The 17,747-nt window shown below is 73.7% G+C and carries 16 protein-coding genes and 1 pseudogene; 10 read left to right on the top strand and 7 right to left on the bottom strand.

Annotated features, from left to right (window positions below):
• The first annotated feature begins 125 nt into the window (after window positions 1–125).
• Entirely contained in the window at window positions 126–1,592 is a 1,467-nt protein-coding gene (locus B073_RS0100895) for a catalase (RefSeq protein ID WP_018536208.1), read from the top strand.
• A gap of 150 nt (window positions 1,593–1,742) precedes the next feature.
• Here B073_RS0100895 and B073_RS0100890 read toward each other — a convergent pair whose 3' ends face one another.
• Both B073_RS0100890 and hisN read right to left on the bottom strand, forming a co-directional pair.
• Complete coding sequence (locus tag B073_RS0100890) at window positions 1,743–2,141, bottom strand: cyclic nucleotide-binding/CBS domain-containing protein (RefSeq protein WP_018536207.1); 399 nt, start codon at window positions 2,139–2,141, stop codon at window positions 1,743–1,745.
• A 203-nt stretch (window positions 2,142–2,344) separates the two neighbouring features.
• Window positions 2,345–3,148: a histidinol-phosphatase gene (gene hisN, locus B073_RS0100885; protein ID WP_018536206.1), complete on the bottom strand. Its 804-nt coding sequence runs from the start codon at window positions 3,146–3,148 to the stop codon at window positions 2,345–2,347.
• Window positions 3,149–3,339: 191 nt separating this feature from the next.
• On the opposite strand from hisN, the pseudogene B073_RS43435 reads away from it, so the two are divergent.
• A pseudogene (locus B073_RS43435) lies at window positions 3,340–3,837 on the top strand (TetR/AcrR family transcriptional regulator); the annotation flags it as partial.
• A gap of 159 nt (window positions 3,838–3,996) precedes the next feature.
• Here B073_RS43435 and B073_RS0100875 read toward each other — a convergent pair.
• From B073_RS0100875 to B073_RS0100860, 4 genes are all read right to left on the bottom strand, one after another.
• Window positions 3,997–4,320 (bottom strand): DMT family transporter, encoded by a 324-nt coding sequence (locus tag B073_RS0100875; protein ID WP_018536204.1) that lies wholly within the window; start codon window positions 4,318–4,320, stop codon window positions 3,997–3,999.
• A 147-nt stretch (window positions 4,321–4,467) separates the two neighbouring features.
• Window positions 4,468–5,475 carry a ribosome small subunit-dependent GTPase A gene (gene rsgA / locus B073_RS0100870; protein WP_018536203.1) on the bottom strand — a complete coding sequence of 336 codons (1,008 nt, stop codon included), beginning with the start codon at window positions 5,473–5,475 and terminating at the stop codon, window positions 4,468–4,470.
• A 13-nt stretch (window positions 5,476–5,488) separates the two neighbouring features.
• The gene (gene aroA, locus B073_RS0100865) at window positions 5,489–6,841 is read right to left on the bottom strand and encodes a 3-phosphoshikimate 1-carboxyvinyltransferase (protein WP_018536202.1); all 1,353 of its coding nucleotides are present in this window, start codon (window positions 6,839–6,841) and stop codon (window positions 5,489–5,491) included.
• A gap of 175 nt (window positions 6,842–7,016) precedes the next feature.
• Window positions 7,017–7,730 (bottom strand): M50 family metallopeptidase, encoded by a 714-nt coding sequence (locus tag B073_RS0100860; protein ID WP_018536201.1) that lies wholly within the window; start codon window positions 7,728–7,730, stop codon window positions 7,017–7,019.
• 43 nt (window positions 7,731–7,773) lie between these two features.
• On the opposite strand from B073_RS0100860, the gene B073_RS0100855 reads away from it, so the two are divergent.
• From B073_RS0100855 to def, 8 genes are all read left to right on the top strand, one after another.
• Window positions 7,774–8,604, top strand: a complete 831-nt coding sequence (locus tag B073_RS0100855) for an SOS response-associated peptidase (RefSeq protein ID WP_026246922.1) — start codon at window positions 7,774–7,776, stop codon at window positions 8,602–8,604.
• 54 nt (window positions 8,605–8,658) lie between these two features.
• Window positions 8,659–9,306 carry an alpha/beta family hydrolase gene (locus tag B073_RS0100850; protein WP_018536199.1) on the top strand — a complete coding sequence of 216 codons (648 nt, stop codon included), beginning with the start codon at window positions 8,659–8,661 and terminating at the stop codon, window positions 9,304–9,306.
• A gap of 326 nt (window positions 9,307–9,632) precedes the next feature.
• Complete coding sequence (locus B073_RS0100845) at window positions 9,633–10,334, top strand: sigma-70 family RNA polymerase sigma factor (RefSeq protein ID WP_026246921.1); 702 nt, start codon at window positions 9,633–9,635, stop codon at window positions 10,332–10,334.
• Window positions 10,331–10,732: a mycothiol system anti-sigma-R factor gene (rsrA, locus tag B073_RS0100840; RefSeq protein WP_018536197.1), complete on the top strand. Its 402-nt coding sequence runs from the start codon at window positions 10,331–10,333 to the stop codon at window positions 10,730–10,732. Before B073_RS0100845 ends, rsrA begins: the two co-directional genes overlap by 4 nt.
• Window positions 10,733–10,982: 250 nt before the next feature.
• Complete coding sequence (locus B073_RS0100835) at window positions 10,983–12,386, top strand: HD-GYP domain-containing protein (protein ID WP_018536196.1); 1,404 nt, start codon at window positions 10,983–10,985, stop codon at window positions 12,384–12,386.
• Complete coding sequence (locus B073_RS0100830; RefSeq protein WP_037810632.1) at window positions 12,383–13,642, top strand: HD-GYP domain-containing protein; 1,260 nt, start codon at window positions 12,383–12,385, stop codon at window positions 13,640–13,642. The genes B073_RS0100835 and B073_RS0100830 overlap by 4 nt, the downstream gene beginning before the upstream one ends.
• Before the next feature lie 334 nt (window positions 13,643–13,976).
• A complete protein-coding gene (locus B073_RS0100825) occupies window positions 13,977–14,975 on the top strand; it encodes a tetratricopeptide repeat protein (protein WP_018536194.1) in 999 nt (332 codons plus the stop codon).
• 124 nt (window positions 14,976–15,099) lie between these two features.
• Entirely contained in the window at window positions 15,100–15,729 is a 630-nt protein-coding gene (gene def / locus B073_RS0100820; protein ID WP_018536193.1) for a peptide deformylase, read from the top strand.
• 35 nt (window positions 15,730–15,764) lie between these two features.
• On the opposite strand, the gene B073_RS0100815 is transcribed toward def, so the two are convergent.
• On the bottom strand, window positions 15,765–17,717 hold the full coding sequence (locus tag B073_RS0100815) for a transglycosylase domain-containing protein (RefSeq protein WP_018536192.1): 1,953 nt from the start codon (window positions 17,715–17,717) through the stop codon (window positions 15,765–15,767).
• Window positions 17,718–17,747 lie beyond the last annotated feature (30 nt).

Raw genomic sequence — 17,747 nt, 5'->3', positions numbered from 1 at the left:
CAGCGGTCGTCCATCGCCGGATCGGGTACGGGTTTCGGACTCTTCTTGACTTAGACAATGTCCAATGTAGGATCGGGTACGGCGCAAGGCCAAGGGCAGGTGTACGGACAAATCAGGAGGCGCACGTGTCGGTAGAGACCACCACCGGACCGCTGACCACGGAGGCCGGAGCCCCGGTCGCGGACAACCAGAACAGCGAGACGGCCGGCGTCGGCGGCCCCGGACTGATCCAGGACCAGCTCCTGATCGAGAAGCTCGCGCACTTCAACCGCGAGCGCATACCGGAGCGCATCGTCCACGCCCGTGGTGCCGGCGCCTACGGCACCTTCACGGTCACCGCGGACGTGACGAAGTACACCCGCGCGAAGTTCCTCTCCGAGATCGGCAAGCAGACCGAGGTGTTCCTGCGGTTCTCGACCGTCGCCGGCAGCCTCGGCGCGGCCGACGCGGTGCGTGATCCGCGCGGCTTCGCGCTGAAGTTCTACACCGAAGAGGGCAACTACGACCTCGTCGGCAACAACACCCCGGTGTTCTTCATCAAGGACGCCATCAAGTTCCCCGACTTCATCCACACCCAGAAGCGCGACCCGTACACCGGCTCGCAGGAGGCGGACAACGTCTGGGACTTCTGGGGCCTGTCGCCCGAGTCCACCCACCAGGTGACCTGGCTGTTCGGCGACCGCGGCATCCCCGCCTCGTACCGTCACATGGACGGCTTCGGCTCGCACACCTTCCAGTGGAACAACGACGCGGGCGAGGTCTTCTGGGTCAAGTACCACTTCAAGACCGACCAGGGCATCCGGAACCTCACCCAGGACGAAGCCAACCGGCTCGCCGGCGAGGACCCGGACAGCCACCAGCGCGACCTGCGCGAGTCCATCGAGCGCGGCGACTTCCCGACCTGGACCGTCCAGGTGCAGATCATGCCCGCGGCCGAGGCGGCCGGCTACCGCTTCAACCCGTTCGACCTGACCAAAGTCTGGCCGCACGCGGACTACCCGCCGATCGAGATCGGCAAGCTGGAGCTCAACCGCAACCCGGAGAACATCTTCGCCGAGGTCGAGCAGTCGGTCTTCGCCCCGCACCACTTCGTGCCGGGCATCGGCCCGTCCCCCGACAAGATGCTCCAGGGCCGCCTCTTCGCGTACGGCGACGCCCACCGCTACCGCGTCGGCATCAACGCCGACCACCTGCCGGTCAACCGCCCGCACGCCACCGAGGCGCGCAGCCACGGCCGGGACGGCGCGCTCTACGACGGCCGCCACGGACGACAGAAGAACTACGAGCCCAACAGCTTCGGCGGCCCGGCCCAGACCGGCCGGCCGCTGTGGCAGCCGCTCCCGGTCACCGGTGACACCGGCGAGACCGCGGCGCCCTCGCACGCCGAGGACGACGACTTCGTCCAGGCGGGCAACCTCTACCGCCTGATGTCGGACGCGGAGCAGCAGCGCCTGATCGACAACCTGGCGGGCTTCCTCGCCAAGGTCTCCCGCGACGAGATCGCCCAGCGCGCGATCGAGAACTTCCGCAAGGCGGACGCGGACTACGGCAAGCGACTGGAGGCTGCCGTCCAGGCTCTTCTTCGCGCCTGAGCCGGCGCCGCTTTCGCGGAGGTGGTTGATCTCCGTGGGGGTTGCTCAACTGGCGCTGCCGTAAAGGCCGGAGAGGCCGGATGCCAAGGGGCTCCGGCCTCTCTGTGCGCCTGCCCGCCGGTACGCCCGCGCGGGCGCCCCGGGGAGCGGTCACGCCGCCGCCGGTGTCCGTTCGGAGACGTCGGACCAGCAGCGCATGATGTCGCGGACCGAGACGATGCCGACCGGTTCGCGGTCGTCGAGGACGACGAGGTGGCGGAAGCCGCCGCGCACCATGGCGCCCGCCGCCTCGTCCAGGGTCCAGTTCGGGGTCGCGAAGACGACGTCGGTGGTGGTGTGGCTCTGGGCGGTCTCCCGGTCGGGGTTCTCGCCCGCGCCGAGGGAGTCGAGGATGTCGCGCTCGGTGAGGATGCCGATGCCGTAGGTGTCGCTGTCGAGGACCACGGCCGCGCCGATGCGGCGGGCCGCCATCAGTCGCGCCGCCTGGCGGAGGGTGTGAGCCGGCCCGATGGTGAGGACCATCGTGCTCATGGCGTCTTTGACGAGCATGGGCATGAAGGTGAGCCACCTCCTTGGACGTGCGTGAAATTGCGAAATGATTCACAAGTTCACAAACTGGGGGGTTCTCATGTTCACATGCCCCCGGTCGCACAACAAGGGGCAGATGCTGGACGCCAGTCCGAACATCTGCCCCTGTGCAGGTCGGCGGGGTTGTGCGGCGGGCCGGGCGGCCGTTTTTCGCCCGGTGGTGGTCAGCTCCGGTCGTCGCCGAGGTAGGCCAGCAGGTCCTCGTGGAGCAGGCCGTTGGAGGCCGCGGCGTTGCCGCTGTGCGGACCGGGCCGGCCGTCCAGACCGGTGAAGCGCCCGCCGGCCTCCTGGACGATCACCGCGCAGGCCGCCATGTCCCACAGCGACAGCTCCGGCTCCGCGCAGATGTCGACCGTCCCCTCGGCGACCATCATGTAGGGCCAGAAGTCGCCGTAGGCCCGGGTCCGCCAGCAGTCGCGGGACAGGTCGAGGAAGCCGGAGAGTCGGCCGCGCTCCTCCCAGCCGGTCAGCGAGGAGTAGGCGAACGACGCGTCCTGGATGCGGCCGACCTCGGAGGCGTGCAGCCGGGCCGCGGAGGTCAGGCTGCGGCCGGTGAAGGCGCCCAGGCCCTCGGCGGCCCACCAGCGGCGGTTCAGCGCGGGGGCGGAGACGAGCCCGACCACCGGCCGGTCGCCGCCCTCGCCGCGCTCCATCAGGGCGATCAGGGTCGCCCACACCGGCACCCCGCGGACGTAGTTCTTGGTGCCGTCGATCGGATCGATGATCCAGCGGCGCGGCCCCGAGCCCTCGCTGCCGAACTCCTCGCCCAGCACCGCGTCCCGCGGCCGGGCGCGCTGCAGCTGGGCGCGGATCAGCTCCTCGGCGGACTTGTCCGCCTCGCTGACCGGGGTCATGTCCGGTTTGGTCTCCACCTTGAGGTCGAGGGCCTTGAACCGTTCCATGGTGGCGGCGTCGGCGGCGTCCGCCAGGACGTGCGCCAGGCGGAGATCATCGTGATAGTCGGGCATGTGCGAACAGTATCCACTGGTATGCACGGGAGCCACAGGGCCATGCCGTGGCCTCCGGGTGGTCTCCGGCGGATGTCGGCCGGGGCCGCCGCCGAGCCGTCCCGGGGTGCCCGAGCGGGCCTTGACAGTCCCTGACGGCGCGTCAATTCTGTGATCTGGGCCACTGTTCAAGTGGAGCCAGGAGGTGGCCGATGCCCTCGGTGCGCGAGGCCCTGCTGGACGCGGCGTACGCGGCGCTGCTCACCCGGTCCTGGACGGCAGTCCGGATGGTGGAGGTGGCGGCCGCCGCCGGGGTGTCCCGGCAGACGCTCTACAACGAGTTCGGCAGCAAGGAGGGGCTGGCCCACGCCCTCGTCCGCCGGGAGACCGAGACGTATCTGGCCGGGGTGGAGCGGGCGCTGGCCGCCGACACTGCCGGCGCGGCGGCCGACGAGGGCGCCCGGGTCGCCGCCGCGGCCGCCTGGACGCTGCGGAGCGCGCGGACGAACCCGCTGGTCAGGGCCGCGTTGACGGGATGCTGGGGGGACCGGCTGCCGGCCGGTCAGGACGGGCCCGCCGAACTGCTCGGCCGGTTCCGCGACCGGGCGGTGGCGGCGCTGGCGCCCGGCCGGCCCCGGGAGGAACTGCCCGCCCTGGACGCCGCCTGCGAGACCGCGGCCCGTCTGGCGCTGTCGTGTGTGGTCGCCCCGGTGGAGCCCGCCGCGGTGCGGCCGCCGGCCGACGTGCGCATGGCGGTGCCCCGGCAGCGGAGCCGGCGGCGGGGGACGGAGGCCGAGAGCGAGGAGGTCGCCCGGCTGGTGCGGGGCGCCTTCGCCGGGCTCACGGGCGGTGCGGGCGCCCCGGGGGCGTCAGTGCGCCGAGCCGGACAACTGGAGCCCGATCACCCCGACGATCACCAGCGTGATGGAGACGATCTTCAGCGTGGAGACCAGGTCGCCGAGGAAGACCATGCCGTAGATCGCGGTGCCGGCCGCGCCGATGCCGGTCCAGACCGCGTACGCCGGGCCGACGTCGAGCTTGCGCAGCGCCATCGTCAGCAGGCCGAAGCTGCCCAGGGCGAAGGCCGCGAAGGCGAGGGTCGGGTAGAGGCGGGTGAAGCCGTGCGAGAGCTTGAGGCAGACCGCGAAGCCGGTCTCCAGCAGACCCGCCACCACGACCAGCAGCCACGCCATTTCCCATTGCCTCCGTCAGCTCGGTGACTGCTTCAGCCGGGCGACCTGTCACGACCGGATCGGACCGGAGGGGACCGGAGGGGACCGGTCCCGGTGTGAAGGTGATTATGCCCGTGCCCCGGACGGGCGGCAGGGGGATTGGCCCGATCAGTCGCCCTCGCGTCGCTCACGGGTGGACAGCAGCCGGCGCAGGGAATACAGGCGGGCCGGTTCGGCGTGCCCGCCGGCCACCCACGCGTCCAGCGCGCAGTCCGGCTCGTCGTGACTGCACGCCCGGGGGCACTCGGCGGTGCCGGGCTCCAGGTCCGGGAAGGCGTGGATGACCCGGGACGGATCGATGTGGGCCAGCCCGAAGGACCGCACGCCCGGGGTGTCGATGACCCAGCCGGCGTCGCCGGGCAGCGGCAGGGCCAGCGCCGACGTGGTGGTGTGCCGGCCGCGGCCGGTGACCGCGTTGACGTGGCCGGTGGCCCGGCGGCGCTCCGGCACCAGGGCGTTGACCAGGGTCGTCTTGCCCACCCCGGAGTGCCCCACGAACGCCGTCATCCGGCCGGTCAGCTGCTCCCGGACCCGCTCCGCGGCGCTGCCGTCGGCCAGCTCCTCGCGGTTGGTGACGACGTACGGCACGCCGAGCGCGCCGTAGGACTCCAGCAGCGCGTCCGGTGCGGCCAGGTCGGACTTGGTCAGCACCAGCAGCGGGTCCAGCCCGGCGTCGTAGGCGGCGACCAGGCAGCGGTCGATCAGCCGGGGCCGCGGCTCGGGGTCGGCGAGCGCGGTGACGATGGCGAGCTGGTCGGCGTTGGCGACCACCACCCGCTCGTACGGGTCGGTGTCGTCGGCGGTCCGGCGCAGCGTGGAGCTGCGCGGCTCGACCCGGACTATCCGGGCCAGGGTGTCCCTGGCGCCGCTGAGGTCGCCGACCACCGCGACCCGGTCGCCGACCACGGCGCTCTTGCGGCCCAGCTCGCGGGCCTTCATCGCGGTGACCTTGCGGTCGTCGATCAGGCACGTCAGACGGCCCCGGTCGACGGTCAGGACCAGGCCCTCGCGGGCGTCCTCGTGCTTGGGGCGGATGTTCGTCCGCGGCCGGTTGCCCTTGCGGTTGGGCCGGACGCGGACGTCGTCCTCATCGGGGTTCTTGCCGTAGCGGCGCATGGTGCGGCGGCCCTCACGCTCTCCGGGCGGGGGCGGACGCCGGATCGAGCATCTCCGTCCACAGTGCGGGGAAGTCGGGCAGGGTCTTGGCGGTGGTGGCGACGTTCTCCACCTCCACGCCCTCGACGGCCAGGCCGATGACCGCGGCGGCGGTGGCCAGCCGGTGGTCCTCGTAGGTGTGGAAGATCCCGCCGTGCAGCGGACGGGGCCGGATGTGCAGGCCGTCGGCGGTCTCGGTGACGTCGCCGCCGAGTTCGTTGAGCTCCTTGGTGAGCGCGGCCAGCCGGTCGGTCTCGTGCAGCCGCAGGTGCGCCACCCCGCGCAGCGTGGAGGGCGAGTCGGCGAGCGCGGCGACCGCGGCGATGCCCGGGGTCAGCTCGCCGACCTCGCCGAGATCGACGTCGATGCCGTGGATCCGGCCGCTGCCGGTGAGGGTCAGGCCGTCCTCGGTCAGCTCGCAGGAGCCGCCCATGGCCGTGAAGATCTCGCGCAGCGCGTCGCCGGGCTGGGTGGTGTGCTCGGGCCAGTCCGGGATGGTGACCCGGCCGCCGGTGACCAGCGCCGCGGCCAGGAACGGCTGGGCGTTGGAGAGGTCCGGCTCGACGACCAGGTCGCGGCCGAGCAGGGCGCCGGGGGTGACCCGCCAGACGTTCGGCTCGCCGCCCGCCTCGGGGGTGTCCACCTGGGCGCCGACGCTGCGCAGCATGTCGACGGTCATCCGGATGTGCGGCATCGAGGGCAGCGCCGCGCCGACGTGCCGGACCTCGACACCTTGGTTGAAGCGCGGCGCGGACAGCAGCAGGGCGCTGACGAACTGGGAGGACGAGGAGGCGTCGATCTCCACCGCGCCGCCCTCCAGGGCGCCGCCGCCGAACACCGTCATCGGCAGCGCGCCGCGGTTGTCGTCGTCGATCCGGGCGCCCAGGGCGCGCAGCGCGTCGATGACGCCGCCCAGCGGGCGCTCGTAGGAGCGCGGGTCGCCGTCGAAGCGGATCGGGCCGTCGGCGAGCGCGGCGACCGGCGGGAGGAAGCGCATGACCGTGCCGGCGTTGCCCACGTCGACGGTGGCCGGGCCGTGCAGGCCGGCGGGGATGATCCGCCACGCCTCGCCGCCGGAGGTGCCGGCGGAGCTGGAGGAGGCGGTCTCCTCGATGCCGACGCCCAGGGCGCGCAGCGCCTCGGCCATCAGCAGGGTGTCCCGGGAGCGCAGCGGGCGGCGCAGCCAGCCCGGTTCGGAGGACAGGGCGGCCAGGACCAGGCCGCGGTTCGTGACCGATTTGGAGCCGGGCACGGTGACGGTCGCATGGACCGCCCCGGGGGCGACGGGGGCAGGCCACAGGGCGGGGAGGGCGGGGCTCTCGGTCATGCCCTTACTTTAATGGCTGGACAAGGGTGCCGATCTTGATCAAAAGCGGCGCAACCTGTGCGAAACACGGCTCTCGTGGTGCAACCGCAGGCAGTGGGCCTCTCCGGGGCAACAGGGGCCACACCGACATACGGAATGTGGGTTACCGGATGCCACCGGTCCGGACATCCGCTCCTCATATGCCGAGCAGCCAGCGACCGCCGCCCATCAGGGAGCACACCGTCACCACATGGAAGAAGCCGAGCCAGACACCGGCCGGGACATGGGTGAGCCGCGCGAGCTGGTCCGGGTCCGAATCCACTGCTCCGCCGCGCCGCCGCTTCCCCTGGAGTTCGAACGGCGGCCGCACCCCGCCCAGCAGCAGGAACCACACCACCGCGTACGCGAACCCCGCCTGCACCTCGGGTGCCGTCAGCCACGACACCAGGAGGAAGGTGCCGCCCGCCAGCACGACGGTGAGCACGCCATAGGCGTTGCGGATCATCACCAGCATCGCCAGCAGCAGCGCGGTGGCCCCCCACAGCAGCGCCGTGGTGTGCCCGGCGGCCAGCAGCGCGGCGCCCGCCAGACCGAGCAGTGAGGGGGCGAGATAGCCGGCCGCGGCGGTCAGGACCATGCCCAGACCGTGCGGTTTGCCGCGCGAGACGGTCAGACCCGAGGTGTCCGAGTGCAGCCGGATGCCGTCCAGGCGGCGGCCGGTCAGCAGGGCGATCAGCCCGTGGCCGCCCTCGTGCGCGATGGTGACGGCGTTCCGCGACAGCCGCCAGGCGGTGTGCGGGACGACCGCGCCCAGGGCCAGCACGCCGGTGACGATCACCAGCCAGAGCGACGGGCCGGGCTGGGCCGAGAAGACCCGGTCCCAGACGTCGGTGTAGTGGTGGGTGTCCATGCTCTCCGCGTCTCCCTTCGGCGTGCATGGCAGTGTGGCATGCATGTGCGGTAGGTATGCGGCGAGCCGACAGGCCGAGGAACTGGTGGAGGATTTCGGTGTCCAGCACTGGGAGCCGGCCGAGACGTTGGCGCCCAACTGGAACATCGCCCCGACCGACAGCGTCCGGGTCGTACTGGAACGCCCCCTCAAGGGCGCGGCCGCCGCCTCCTTCCCGCCCGGCCCGGTGCGTCAGCTGCGGACGCTCAGGTGGGGACTGGTCCCGTCGTGGGCGAAATCGCCCGAGGGCGCCGCGCGGATGATCAACGCCCGGTCCGAGACGGTGCACGAGAAGCCGTCCTTCCGGCAGGCGTTCGGGGCCCGCCGCTGCCTGATCCCCGGGGACGGCTACTTCGAGTGGGTCACCGGCGCCGACGAGCGGCAGCTGGAGGAGCAGGGCCGGAGGAAGCGCCCCCGTAAACAGCCGTACTTCGTCACGCCCGCGGACGGCTCGGTGATGGCGATGGCCGGGCTCTACGAGTTCTGGCGCGACCGCACGCTGCCCGCCGACCACCCGCTGGCCTGGTGGGCGACCTGCACGGTCGTCACCGTCGAGGCCGAGACCACCCCGCTGGCCGGGGCCGACGGCGGCGAGGGCCCGCGGGCGCTCGCCGACATCCACCCGCGGATGCCGCTGGTGCTGCCGCCGGACCGCTGGGACGCCTGGCTCGACCCCTCCCGCACCGACCCCGACGAGCTCCGCGCGCTGCTGGCCCCGCCGCCGCCCGGGCTGATGCGGGCCTTCCCGGTCCCCACCGGCGTCAGCAACGTCCGCAACAACGGGCCGGAGCTGGTCACCGAACTCGACGGACCCGAGGTCGGCACGCTGTTCTGACCGGCCGGGCGGGCCGCGCTGCCGGCCCCGGCCCGCCCCGGGCAGGATGGGCGTATGAGTACGAGGGCGAACGAGAGCGAGACGGTCGCGACGCCGGCGGGCGAGGCCCGGATCTCCTGGTACCGCGACGCCGAGCCGGCCCGGGCCGTGGTCGCCGTGAGCCACGGCGCGGGCGGCGGCATCGAGGCCCGCGACCTGCGCGCCCTGGCGGCCGCGCTGCCGGCCCGCGGCTACACCGTGGCGCTGGTCGAGCAGCCGTGGCGGGTCGCCGGCAAGAAGGTGGCGCCCGCGCCGAAGACGCTGGACGCCGGGTGGACCGCGCTCTGGCCGGCGCTGGAGAAGCCCGGCCTGCCGGTGGTCGCGGGCGGCCGGAGCGCCGGTGCCCGGGTGGCCTGCCGGACGGCGCGCGAGCTGGGCGCGCACGCCGTGCTCGCGCTGAGCTTCCCGCTGCACCCGCCGGGGAAGCCGGAGAAGTCCCGGGCCGGGGAGCTGACCGGCGCCGGGGTGCCGACCCTGGTCGTCCAGGGCGGGCGGGACCCGTTCGGGCGGCCGGCGGAGTTCCCCGCGGGCACCGTGCTCACCGAGGTGGCCCACGGCGACCACGGCTTCGCGGTGCCGAAGTCGGCGGGGGTGAGCGAGGCGGAGTCGATGGCGGTGCTCACCGGCGCGGTGGTGGCGTGGCTGGACGGGATGTTCTGCTGACGGCGTCGAGGGGCCCGGCGAGCGGCGCGGACACGAGCGGCCCGGACGTGCGCGGAAATGGCCTGCCCGGCCGGGAATGATCCGGACCGGCGCCGCTGTTGTGCCAGGCGAAGGCAGTGGAGTACAGCCAGCGTGCACGAGGAATGGGAGTCCGCCGCATGGGAATCGCTTGCCCGGCCCGCCCGGCCACCGACCTGCAGTGGCCGCAGATGCAGGGGGCGCAGTCAGCCCTGGCTGGAGCGGCGGCGGCACCGGATCGTCGTCTATTCTCCGAATCGAGAGGGACCGCGGCGGCAGCCGCGGGATCCGCCACGGTGTTGGAGGAGGTGGGTCCGGTCACCGGAACCGACGCAGGTACCGACGGCTCGGCTGCGGAGCAGACCGGAGGCCGGACGGAGAGCGACGCCGAGCGCAGCGCGCGCTTCGAGCGGGACGCCCTCGTCTTCCTCGACCAGATGTACTCCGCCGGCCTGCGCATGACGCGCAATCCGGCCGACGCGGAGGACCTGGTGCAGGAGACGTATGCCAAGGCGTACGCGTCCTTCCACCAGTTCCGCGAGGGCACCAACCTCAAGGCATGGCTCTACCGGATCCTCACCAACACCTTCATCAACTCCTACCGCAAGAAGCAGCGTGAGCCGCAGCGCAGCGCCGCCGACGAGATCGAGGACTGGCAGCTCGCCCGCGCCGAGTCCCATATGTCGACGGGTCTGCGCTCCGCCGAGTCGCAGGCGCTGGACCACCTCCCCGACTCGGACGTGAAGGCCGCGCTCCAGGCGATCCCCGAGGAGTTCCGGATCGCCGTCTATCTCGCGGACGTCGAGGGCTTTGCGTACAAGGAGATCGCGGACATCATGGGGACACCCATCGGCACGGTGATGTCCCGTCTCCACCGCGGCCGGCGCCAACTGCGCGGCATGCTGGAGGACTACGCCCGCGAGCGCGGGCTGGTCCCGGCGGGGGCGTCCGCCCAGACGGAGACCGCGGGGACGCCGGAGTCGCACGACCGGAAAGGCTCAGGATCATGAGCTGCGGAGAGCCGCACGAGAAGGACTGCTCAGAGGTCCTTGACCACCTTTACGAGTATCTCGACCGGGAGATGCCGGCCGGGGAGTGCGCCGATTTCCAGGTCCATCTCGACGAGTGCTCGCCGTGCCTGGAGAAGTACGGCCTGGAGCAGGCGGTCAAGAAGCTCGTCAAGCGCTGCTGCGGACACGACGACGTGCCCGCGGACCTCCGGTCCAAGGTCATGGGCCGGATCGAGCTGATCCGGGCCGGCGAGACCGTGCCCGAGGTGAGCGTCCTGGACCAGGCCCGGCACGAACAGGCCCAGCGGGAGCGGGCGGCGGAGGCCCGGGACGCCGCCGGAGCGCCCTCGAAGGCCGACGCGGCCGGTACGGCCGGCAACACCGCGCACGCCGAGTAGGCGCCCGCACGGCTCCGTCTCCGTGCGGCGGCGCGCCCACGCGTCGAACGGGCGCGCGGTTCCCTCACTCCTCGGAGTGAGGGGCGGGGCGATCCGTCCCACTCGATCCGCTGATGCGCCTTCTCCGGCGCCCCGGCCCCTCTATTCTCGCCGGACCCCCGCGGTGCGCGGCCTCCCGCCGTGACGGCGGGTGCGTCGGGCTGGGGGCCTCCCCGCCCAGCGACGGCTCGGGGAGGGCGAGGAGGGCGCGATGCGGGAACTTCCGGCGGCCGCGCGGCTGTTCATCGGCTGTGCCGCCCTGGCCGCGGCGTTCTGCGCGGCCCCCGCGGTCCGGCTCGGCGCCGCCGCCCCCTGGACCGGCGCGCTGGCCCTCGGCGCCCTCCACGGCCTGTGCGAGCGGATGCGCCGCTGTCCGCTGACCGACGGCCCCGTGCGGCGCGACACCGGCCCCGACCCCGCGCCCGGGACGTTTCCCCCGGGCTGGGCCACCCCCGTCGTTCTTGCCGGATCCTTCCTGCTGCCGCCGCCGCTGGCCGCCCTGGCCGCCGTACCGGGCGCCCTGCTCGCCCCCGCCGCCCGGCCCTGGCCGGCCGCCCGCCGGGTCTGGCACACCGCCGAACTCGCCCTCGCCGCCTGGACGGCCGCCCAAGTCTTCCGGGCCGCCGGCCCCGCCGCACCGGCCGCGGCCCCCTTCCCGCAGCTGCTGGTGCCGGCGCTGGCCGCGGCCGGTGCCTTCTGCGCCGTGCTGATCGGGCTCCGCGGCGGGGTGCTGGTCCTCGCCGAACGGCATCCGGCGCACACCGCCTGGCGCGGCCCGGCGGCCCGGCTGCCGGTCCCGCACCTCGTCCACGGCCTGACCGGGCTGATGATGGCGGTGCTCTGGCACAGCGCGTACGGGCCGCCGGCGGCGCTGCTGGTGCTGCTGCCGGTGCACCTGTCCTGCTGGGCGTCCGCGCAGTACCAGCGCGAACGCGCCGCGCACCAGGCCACCGTCCGCGCCCTGGTGCAGGCCGTCGACATCAAGGACCGCTACACCCGCGGGCACAGTGAACGGGTCGGCCGGGCCTCGGTGCTGATCGCCCGGGAACTGGGCATGGCGGAGGACCGGCTGGAGGTGCTGCGGTTCGCCGGGATCCTGCACGACGTCGGCAAACTCGGCGTCCCCACCCGGGTGTTGCGCAAGGACGGGCCGCTGACCCCGGAGGAGCGCCGGGTCATCGAGCTGCACCCCGAGTACGGCCATGAGATCGTCCGCGGTATCGGCTTCCTGGGCGAGGCGCGGGCGGCGATCCTCCACCACCACGAGCGGATGGACGGCAGCGGCTACCCCTATGGCCTGACCGGACATCAAATTCCGGAGTGCGCACGGGTGGTGGCGGTCGCCGACGCCTTCGACGCGATGACCTCCACCCGCTCCTACCGGCGCGCCCGCCCGGTCCCCGCCGCGGTCGCCGAGCTCCGCCGGTGCGCCGGGACCCAGTTCGACCCGCGGATGGTCCGGGCGCTCGCCGCCGCCCTCGACCGGCACGGCTGGCGGCCGGAGCAGGTGACCGCGGGCGGGCAGCGGGCACCGGATCCGGTCCCGGCGGGGCGCGGAAACGTCCCTCCGGCCCGGGTCCGGCGGCCGGGCGCGGGCCGCGGCGCCGCCCGATGAGCCGCCGCGCGACCGCCTGGGTGCACGGGCCGGCCGCCGTACTCGCCTGCTGGGGCCTGGGCCACACCCTGTGGCACGGGATCACCGCGCCGCGCACCGCGCTGGCCTTCGGGGCGCTGATCGCGGCCGGCGAGGCGGTGCGCCGGATCCCCGCCCGCCCGGCCGCGGCGGCGCCGTGCCCCGGCCTGCGGGAGGGCGCCCCGCTCGGCGCCGCCGGGGCGCTCGGCTATGCGCTGCTCGACGCGGCCGGCGGCGGCCCGGCCGGGCACGGGGTCCCGCAGACCGTGGCGGTGGTGGTGGCCGCCGGGCTCGTCGGACTGGTCCCGTATCTGGCGCGCGGCGGCGGGCCGGCGTGGGACCCGCCGGCCCGCCGGGTGCTGACCGTCGGGTTCGCCGCCACCTGCTGCCAACCCCTGTGCCACACCGGCGCGTTGGACGGCTGGGGAGCCGCCGGCCCGCTCCGCCTGCTCTGGCTGGCCGTCCTGCTGGCGCTCACCGCGCTGTGCGACGCGGTGCTGGCGGCCGCGCTGGCCCGGGCCCGGACCGGCTGGCCGTACGGGCCGCTGCTGCGCGACGAGTTGCGGGCGCTGTCCGGCATCGGCACCGCCATCTGCGCCACCGGCGTGGTGATCGCGCTGGCCGTGGCCGCCGCCGGGCTGTGGGCGCTGCCGGTGTTCTGCCTGCCGCTGCTGCTCACCCAGATCGCCTTCCGCCGGTACGCGGCGGTGCGCGCCACCTACCGCCAGACCATCGCCTCCCTGGCCCGTGCCACCGAGATCGCCGGCTGCACCCCGCCCGGCCACGCCCGCCGGGTCGCCGCGCTCAGCCGCGAGGTCGGCCGTGAACTCGGGCTCGGCGGCCCGGACTTGGACGTCCTGGAACACGCCGCCCTGATGCACGACATCGGCCAGCTCTCGCTCGTCGACCCGGTGCCGGACGGTGCCACCGCACCGCTGCCGCCCGCCGAACAGCGCCGGATCGCGCTGCTGGGCGGCGCCGTGGCCCGGCAGACCGGCGCCCCGCCGGAGGTCGCGGTGATCGTCGAGCGGCAGGCCGATCCGTACCGCGAACAGCCGGTCACCGCCCGTATCGTCCGCACCGTCAACGCCTACGACGACCTCGTGGCGGCCGCCGCCGGGCCCGCCGGGCGGCTGCGCGCCCTGGAACGGCTGCGGCTGGCCACCGCCCGGGACCATGAGCCCGCGGTCGTCGCGGCGCTCGCCCGGGTGCTGGCGCGCGGCGGCCGGGCGGGCTGAGCGCGAGCGGTGCGCGCGCCGGGGCGCGGAACGGCTTCGCGCGCCCCGGTACGGGCTCCGTACACCCTTGCCGCGTGGTGTTCCCGGCCCGTCCACCGCCTGGGAACCCATGGGTAATGAGCGCCCCACGAGATGGGCATGGTTGGATGCGAAGGGAGCCCCCTGAAAGGGGGTTCAGGGGGTCGGCGCAGGGCATGAGCCGCACGGGGGCGCAGCACACCAGGCTGAGCCCGACGGCAATCTGTGGCAGGTTGTCGAGTGGGCCCCCAGAAGGCCCCGGGCGCCGCCCGGGACGCCTCCGGAGCGGCACAAGAGCAACCAGCAGGCGGGAATCGTGAAGATCTTCGGCAAGGTCCGGCACCGGCCCTCCGCCTCGTGGCGGCAGGCGACCGACCGCGCTTTCACGCTGATCGGCGACGGCCGTTACGAAGACGCGGGGGCGCTGCTGACCCGCGCGGCGGACATGGAGCCCTGGCTGTCGGAGTCCTGGTTCAACCTCGCGCTGCTGCACAAGTTCCGGCACGACTGGGAGCAGGCCAGGGCCGCCGGACTGCGCGCGGTGGCGCTGCTGGACCGCGAGACCGGGGCCCCCGACTGGTGGAACGTCGGCATCGCCGCCACCGCCCTCCAGGACTGGCCGCTGGCCCGCCGCGCCTGGCAGGCGTACGGCCTGAAGGTCCCCGGCGAGGGCTCGCCCACCGGGGAGCCGCGGGGCATGGCGCTGGGCAGCGCCGCGGTCCGGCTCTCGCCCGAGGGCGAGGCCGAGGTGGTCTGGGGCCGCCGTCTGGACCCGGCCCGCATCGAGGTGCTCTCCATCCCGCTGCCGTCCTCCGGGCGGCGCTGGGGCGAGGTGGTGCTGCACGACGGTGTCCCGCACGGCGAGCGGACCACCACCGGCGCCGACGGCGAGACCCGGACGTTCCCGGTCTTCGACGAGATCGAGCTGTGGGCGCCCTCGCCGGTGCCCACCTGGGTGGTGCTGCTGGAGGCCGCCACCGAGGCCGACCGGGACGCGCTGGAGCAGCTGGCGGCCGACGCCGGCTTCGCCGCGGAGGACTGGTCGTCGTCGGTGCGGCTGCTGTGCCGGATGTGCTCGGAGAGCCGGATGCCCAGCGACGAGGGCGACGGCGAGCACCTGGACCCGCACGACCACAGCGAGCCGGGCCATCCCGGCCCGCTCGGCCACCGCACCGCCGGCTCCGGGTCGCTCTGGGTCCCCGAGCGGGAGTGCGGCATCGCGGCGCCCGCGGCCCTGGTGCGCGGCCTCCTGGACGGCTGGGTCGCGGACAGCCCGGACACCCGCGAATGGCGCGATCTCGAAGAGGTCTGCTGACGTCCGGCCGCCGGGCCGGTGGCCGGTGGCGGCCCGGGGTGCGCCGGCCGGGCCCTGGCGGCGGCCGGGTCCCCGTAGGCTTGGGGCGTCACCCGAGGGTTTTGCAGGAAGGCATACGGCGGAGATGGCCCAGCAGGACAGCGATCAGCAGCAGAGCGTCGCGTTCGTCGACGACGTCACGGACGCCAAGGAGCGCGAGGCGGCCCACCGGGAGCGCGGCACCTCCCGTCCGATCACCGTGGTCGGCAACCCGGTCCTCCACAAGGAGTGCAAGGACGTCACGGAGTTCGACGACGAGCTGGCGCAGCTGATCGACGACATGTTCGCCAGCCAGCGCACCGCCGAGGGCGTCGGCCTGGCCGCCAACCAGATCGGCGTGGACCTCAAGGTCTTCGTCTACGACTGCCCGGACGACGAGGGCGTCCGGCACGTCGGCGCGGTCTGCAACCCCGTCCTGGACGAGCTGCCGGCCGCCCGCCGGGTGCTGGACGACTCCAACGAGGGCTGCCTGTCCGTCCCCGGCGCGTACGCCGAGCTGCCCCGCCCCGACTACGCGGTGGTCCGCGGGCAGAACGCCCAGGGCGAGCCGATCGTGGTCGAGGGCACCGGCTACTTCGCGCGCTGCCTCCAGCACGAGACCGACCACCTCTACGGCTACCTCTACATCGACCGGCTCTCCAAGCGGGACCGCAAGGACGCGCTGAAGCAGATGGCCGAGCGGGAGCCCCGCTACCCCGTCGTCCCCAACGACTGACGCGTCCGGGACGGACGGGGCGACCGGGGAGCCCGTCAGGCGGTGCCCTGGTAGGCGGCCCAGACCTGCGGCGGGAGCGAGGTGCCCAGCCCGGTGTCGGGGCCGCCGACGCCGTTCAGGGGCAGCAGCTGGGGGGCGCCCGGCTTGTTGCGGAACAGGGTGATCGCGGTGGTGGGCTCGGCGCCTTCCCCGTCGCCGGGAGCCTGCTCGGCGCGCACGCCGGAGCCGGCCCCGGCGCCCGGCCCGGGGCCCCAGTCGAGGGCGCCGGACCGCGGCGGGGTGCCGACGAACCACGCCGACTTCATCCGGTCCCCGGCCTCGGTGGACGCGGCCGCGACCGGCTGCCGCACCGGCTTGCCGCCGGGCCCGCCCAGCGCCCGCCAGCCCAGCCCCGACAGGGTGTTGGTCATCTCCTGCGCCACCGCCGGCGTCACCACCCGCCGGGGCTCGGGACGCTCGAATCCCGCCACGCTCCCGCCCTGGTAGGTCATCTTCGCGACCGCGTACGGCTCGGCGTGCAGCCCGCCGTCGGCGAAGGTGGTGTACGCGCTGGCCAGCCGGACGGCGCTGGGCGCCGAGGTGCCCAGCGGGAAGGTCTGCTCCAGCTGCGCCAGGCTCTCCTTGCGCAGCCCGAGGCCGAGCGCCAGGTCCCGGATCCGCGCCAGCCCGAGCTGCTTCCCGGCCTGGACGAACGGCACGTTCGCGCCCTGCATCAGGGCGCCGCGCAGCTCCTCGGCCCGGCTGGGGGCGTCCATCGGGCGCGGCTGGTCGCCGTACTGCTCGGCCTCCTGCTGGAGGGCCGCGGCCAGCACGAACGGCTTGAAGGCGGAGCCGGCCGGGACCGCCGTGGTGTCCGCGTTGTTGCTGAAGTGCCGGGTGGCGTCCGCGCCGCCGTAGAGTGCCACGATCGCGCCGTCGCCGGGGCGCACCGAGGCCGCGCCGAATTCCGCGTAGGTGTCCTCGGCGCGGTTCTTCGGGTCGAGGTTCTTTTCACGGACCTCGTCGACCGCCTTTTCCAGGCGGCGGGTGCGCTGTTTGTCGAAGGTGGTGTGGATGCGGTAGCCGCCGCGGGCCAGATCCTTGTCGGTCAGCCCGGTGGCGCTCTTCACGAACTTGTTGGCGATGTCGACGAGATAGCCGATCTGGCCGGCCTGGCTGGTGGGCTTGGCCACCGGGCGCGGCTCGGGGAATTCCCGGTACTCCGCCCGTTCCTCCTTGCTCATCGCGCCGGTGGCGACCAGCCGGTCGAGTATCCACTTCCAGCGGGCCTCCGCTCGCTGGTGGTTGGCCTTGCTCAGCCCCGGGTCGTACTGCTCGGCGCCCTTCAGTAGCGCGGCCAGCAGCGCCCCCTGACTGGGGTTCAGGTTCTTGGCGTCGATGCCGTAATAGGCGTGCGCGGCCGCCTGGATGCCGTTCGAACCGCGCCCGAACCAGCTGGTGTTGAGATAGCCGCGCAGGATCTCCGCCTTCGACTTCAGGTTGTTGACCTTCAGTGCGATGACGAATTCCTTCACCTTGCGGGTGGCGGTCTGGTCCGGCGAGAGATACGTGTTCTTCACGTATTGCTGGGTGATGGTCGAACCGCCCTGGGTGTCCCCGCCGGAGACCATGTTCACCGCGGCCCGGGCGATTCCCGTGAGCGAGACCCCGTGGTCCTCGTAGAAGGTGGCGTTCTCCGCCGCTATCACCGCGTTCTGGACGTGTTTCGGCACCTTGTCGAGGGAGATGTTCTGCCGGTTGACGGCGCCGACGCTCACCATCTGGCTGCCGTCCGCCCAGTAGTAGACGGTGGCCTCGCGGGCCGCCAGGGCATTCTCGTTGGGGATGTCGACCGTGGCGTAGACGAACGCGAACAGCCCCGCCAGACAGGCGAGGCCGAACGCGAACGTGCCCAGCCACAGGCGCCACGACGGCAGCCAGCGGCGCACCCCCTTGCGGCCCAGACGGGGGTAGTCGATGTACCGGCGACTGCTTTTCCTGCCCTCCATATCCGGGTAGATGTGGTGGGCAGGCTTCCG

Source organism: Streptomyces sp. MspMP-M5 (genome assembly GCF_000373585.1).
Lineage (GTDB): Bacteria > Actinomycetota > Actinomycetes > Streptomycetales > Streptomycetaceae > Streptomyces.
The sequence above is the reverse complement of the archived record's forward strand: the minus strand, read 5'-3'. Positions and strand labels throughout refer to the sequence as shown.

Coding starts and splice junctions, on each gene's coding strand:
- B073_RS0100890 (WP_018536207.1), bottom strand. CDS start 2,141: ATGCTCGTCAAAGACGCCATGAGCACGATGGTCCTCACCATCGGGCCG.
- hisN (WP_018536206.1), bottom strand. CDS start 3,148: ATGCCCGACTATCACGATGATCTCCGCCTGGCGCACGTCCTGGCGGAC.
- B073_RS0100875 (WP_018536204.1), bottom strand. CDS start 4,320: ATGGCGTGGCTGCTGGTCGTGGTGGCGGGTCTGCTGGAGACCGGCTTC.
- rsgA (WP_018536203.1), bottom strand. CDS start 5,475: ATGCGCCGCTACGGCAAGAACCCCGATGAGGACGACGTCCGCGTCCGG.
- aroA (WP_018536202.1), bottom strand. CDS start 6,841: ATGACCGAGAGCCCCGCCCTCCCCGCCCTGTGGCCTGCCCCCGTCGCC.
- B073_RS0100860 (WP_018536201.1), bottom strand. CDS start 7,730: ATGGACACCCACCACTACACCGACGTCTGGGACCGGGTCTTCTCGGCC.
- B073_RS0100855 (WP_026246922.1), top strand. CDS start 7,774: ATGTGCGGTAGGTATGCGGCGAGCCGACAGGCCGAGGAACTGGTGGAG.
- B073_RS0100850 (WP_018536199.1), top strand. CDS start 8,659: ATGAGTACGAGGGCGAACGAGAGCGAGACGGTCGCGACGCCGGCGGGC.
- rsrA (WP_018536197.1), top strand. CDS start 10,331: ATGAGCTGCGGAGAGCCGCACGAGAAGGACTGCTCAGAGGTCCTTGAC.
- B073_RS0100835 (WP_018536196.1), top strand. CDS start 10,983: ATGCGGGAACTTCCGGCGGCCGCGCGGCTGTTCATCGGCTGTGCCGCC.
- B073_RS0100830 (WP_037810632.1), top strand. CDS start 12,383: ATGAGCCGCCGCGCGACCGCCTGGGTGCACGGGCCGGCCGCCGTACTC.
- def (WP_018536193.1), top strand. CDS start 15,100: ATGGCCCAGCAGGACAGCGATCAGCAGCAGAGCGTCGCGTTCGTCGAC.
- B073_RS0100815 (WP_018536192.1), bottom strand. CDS start 17,717: ATGGAGGGCAGGAAAAGCAGTCGCCGGTACATCGACTACCCCCGTCTG.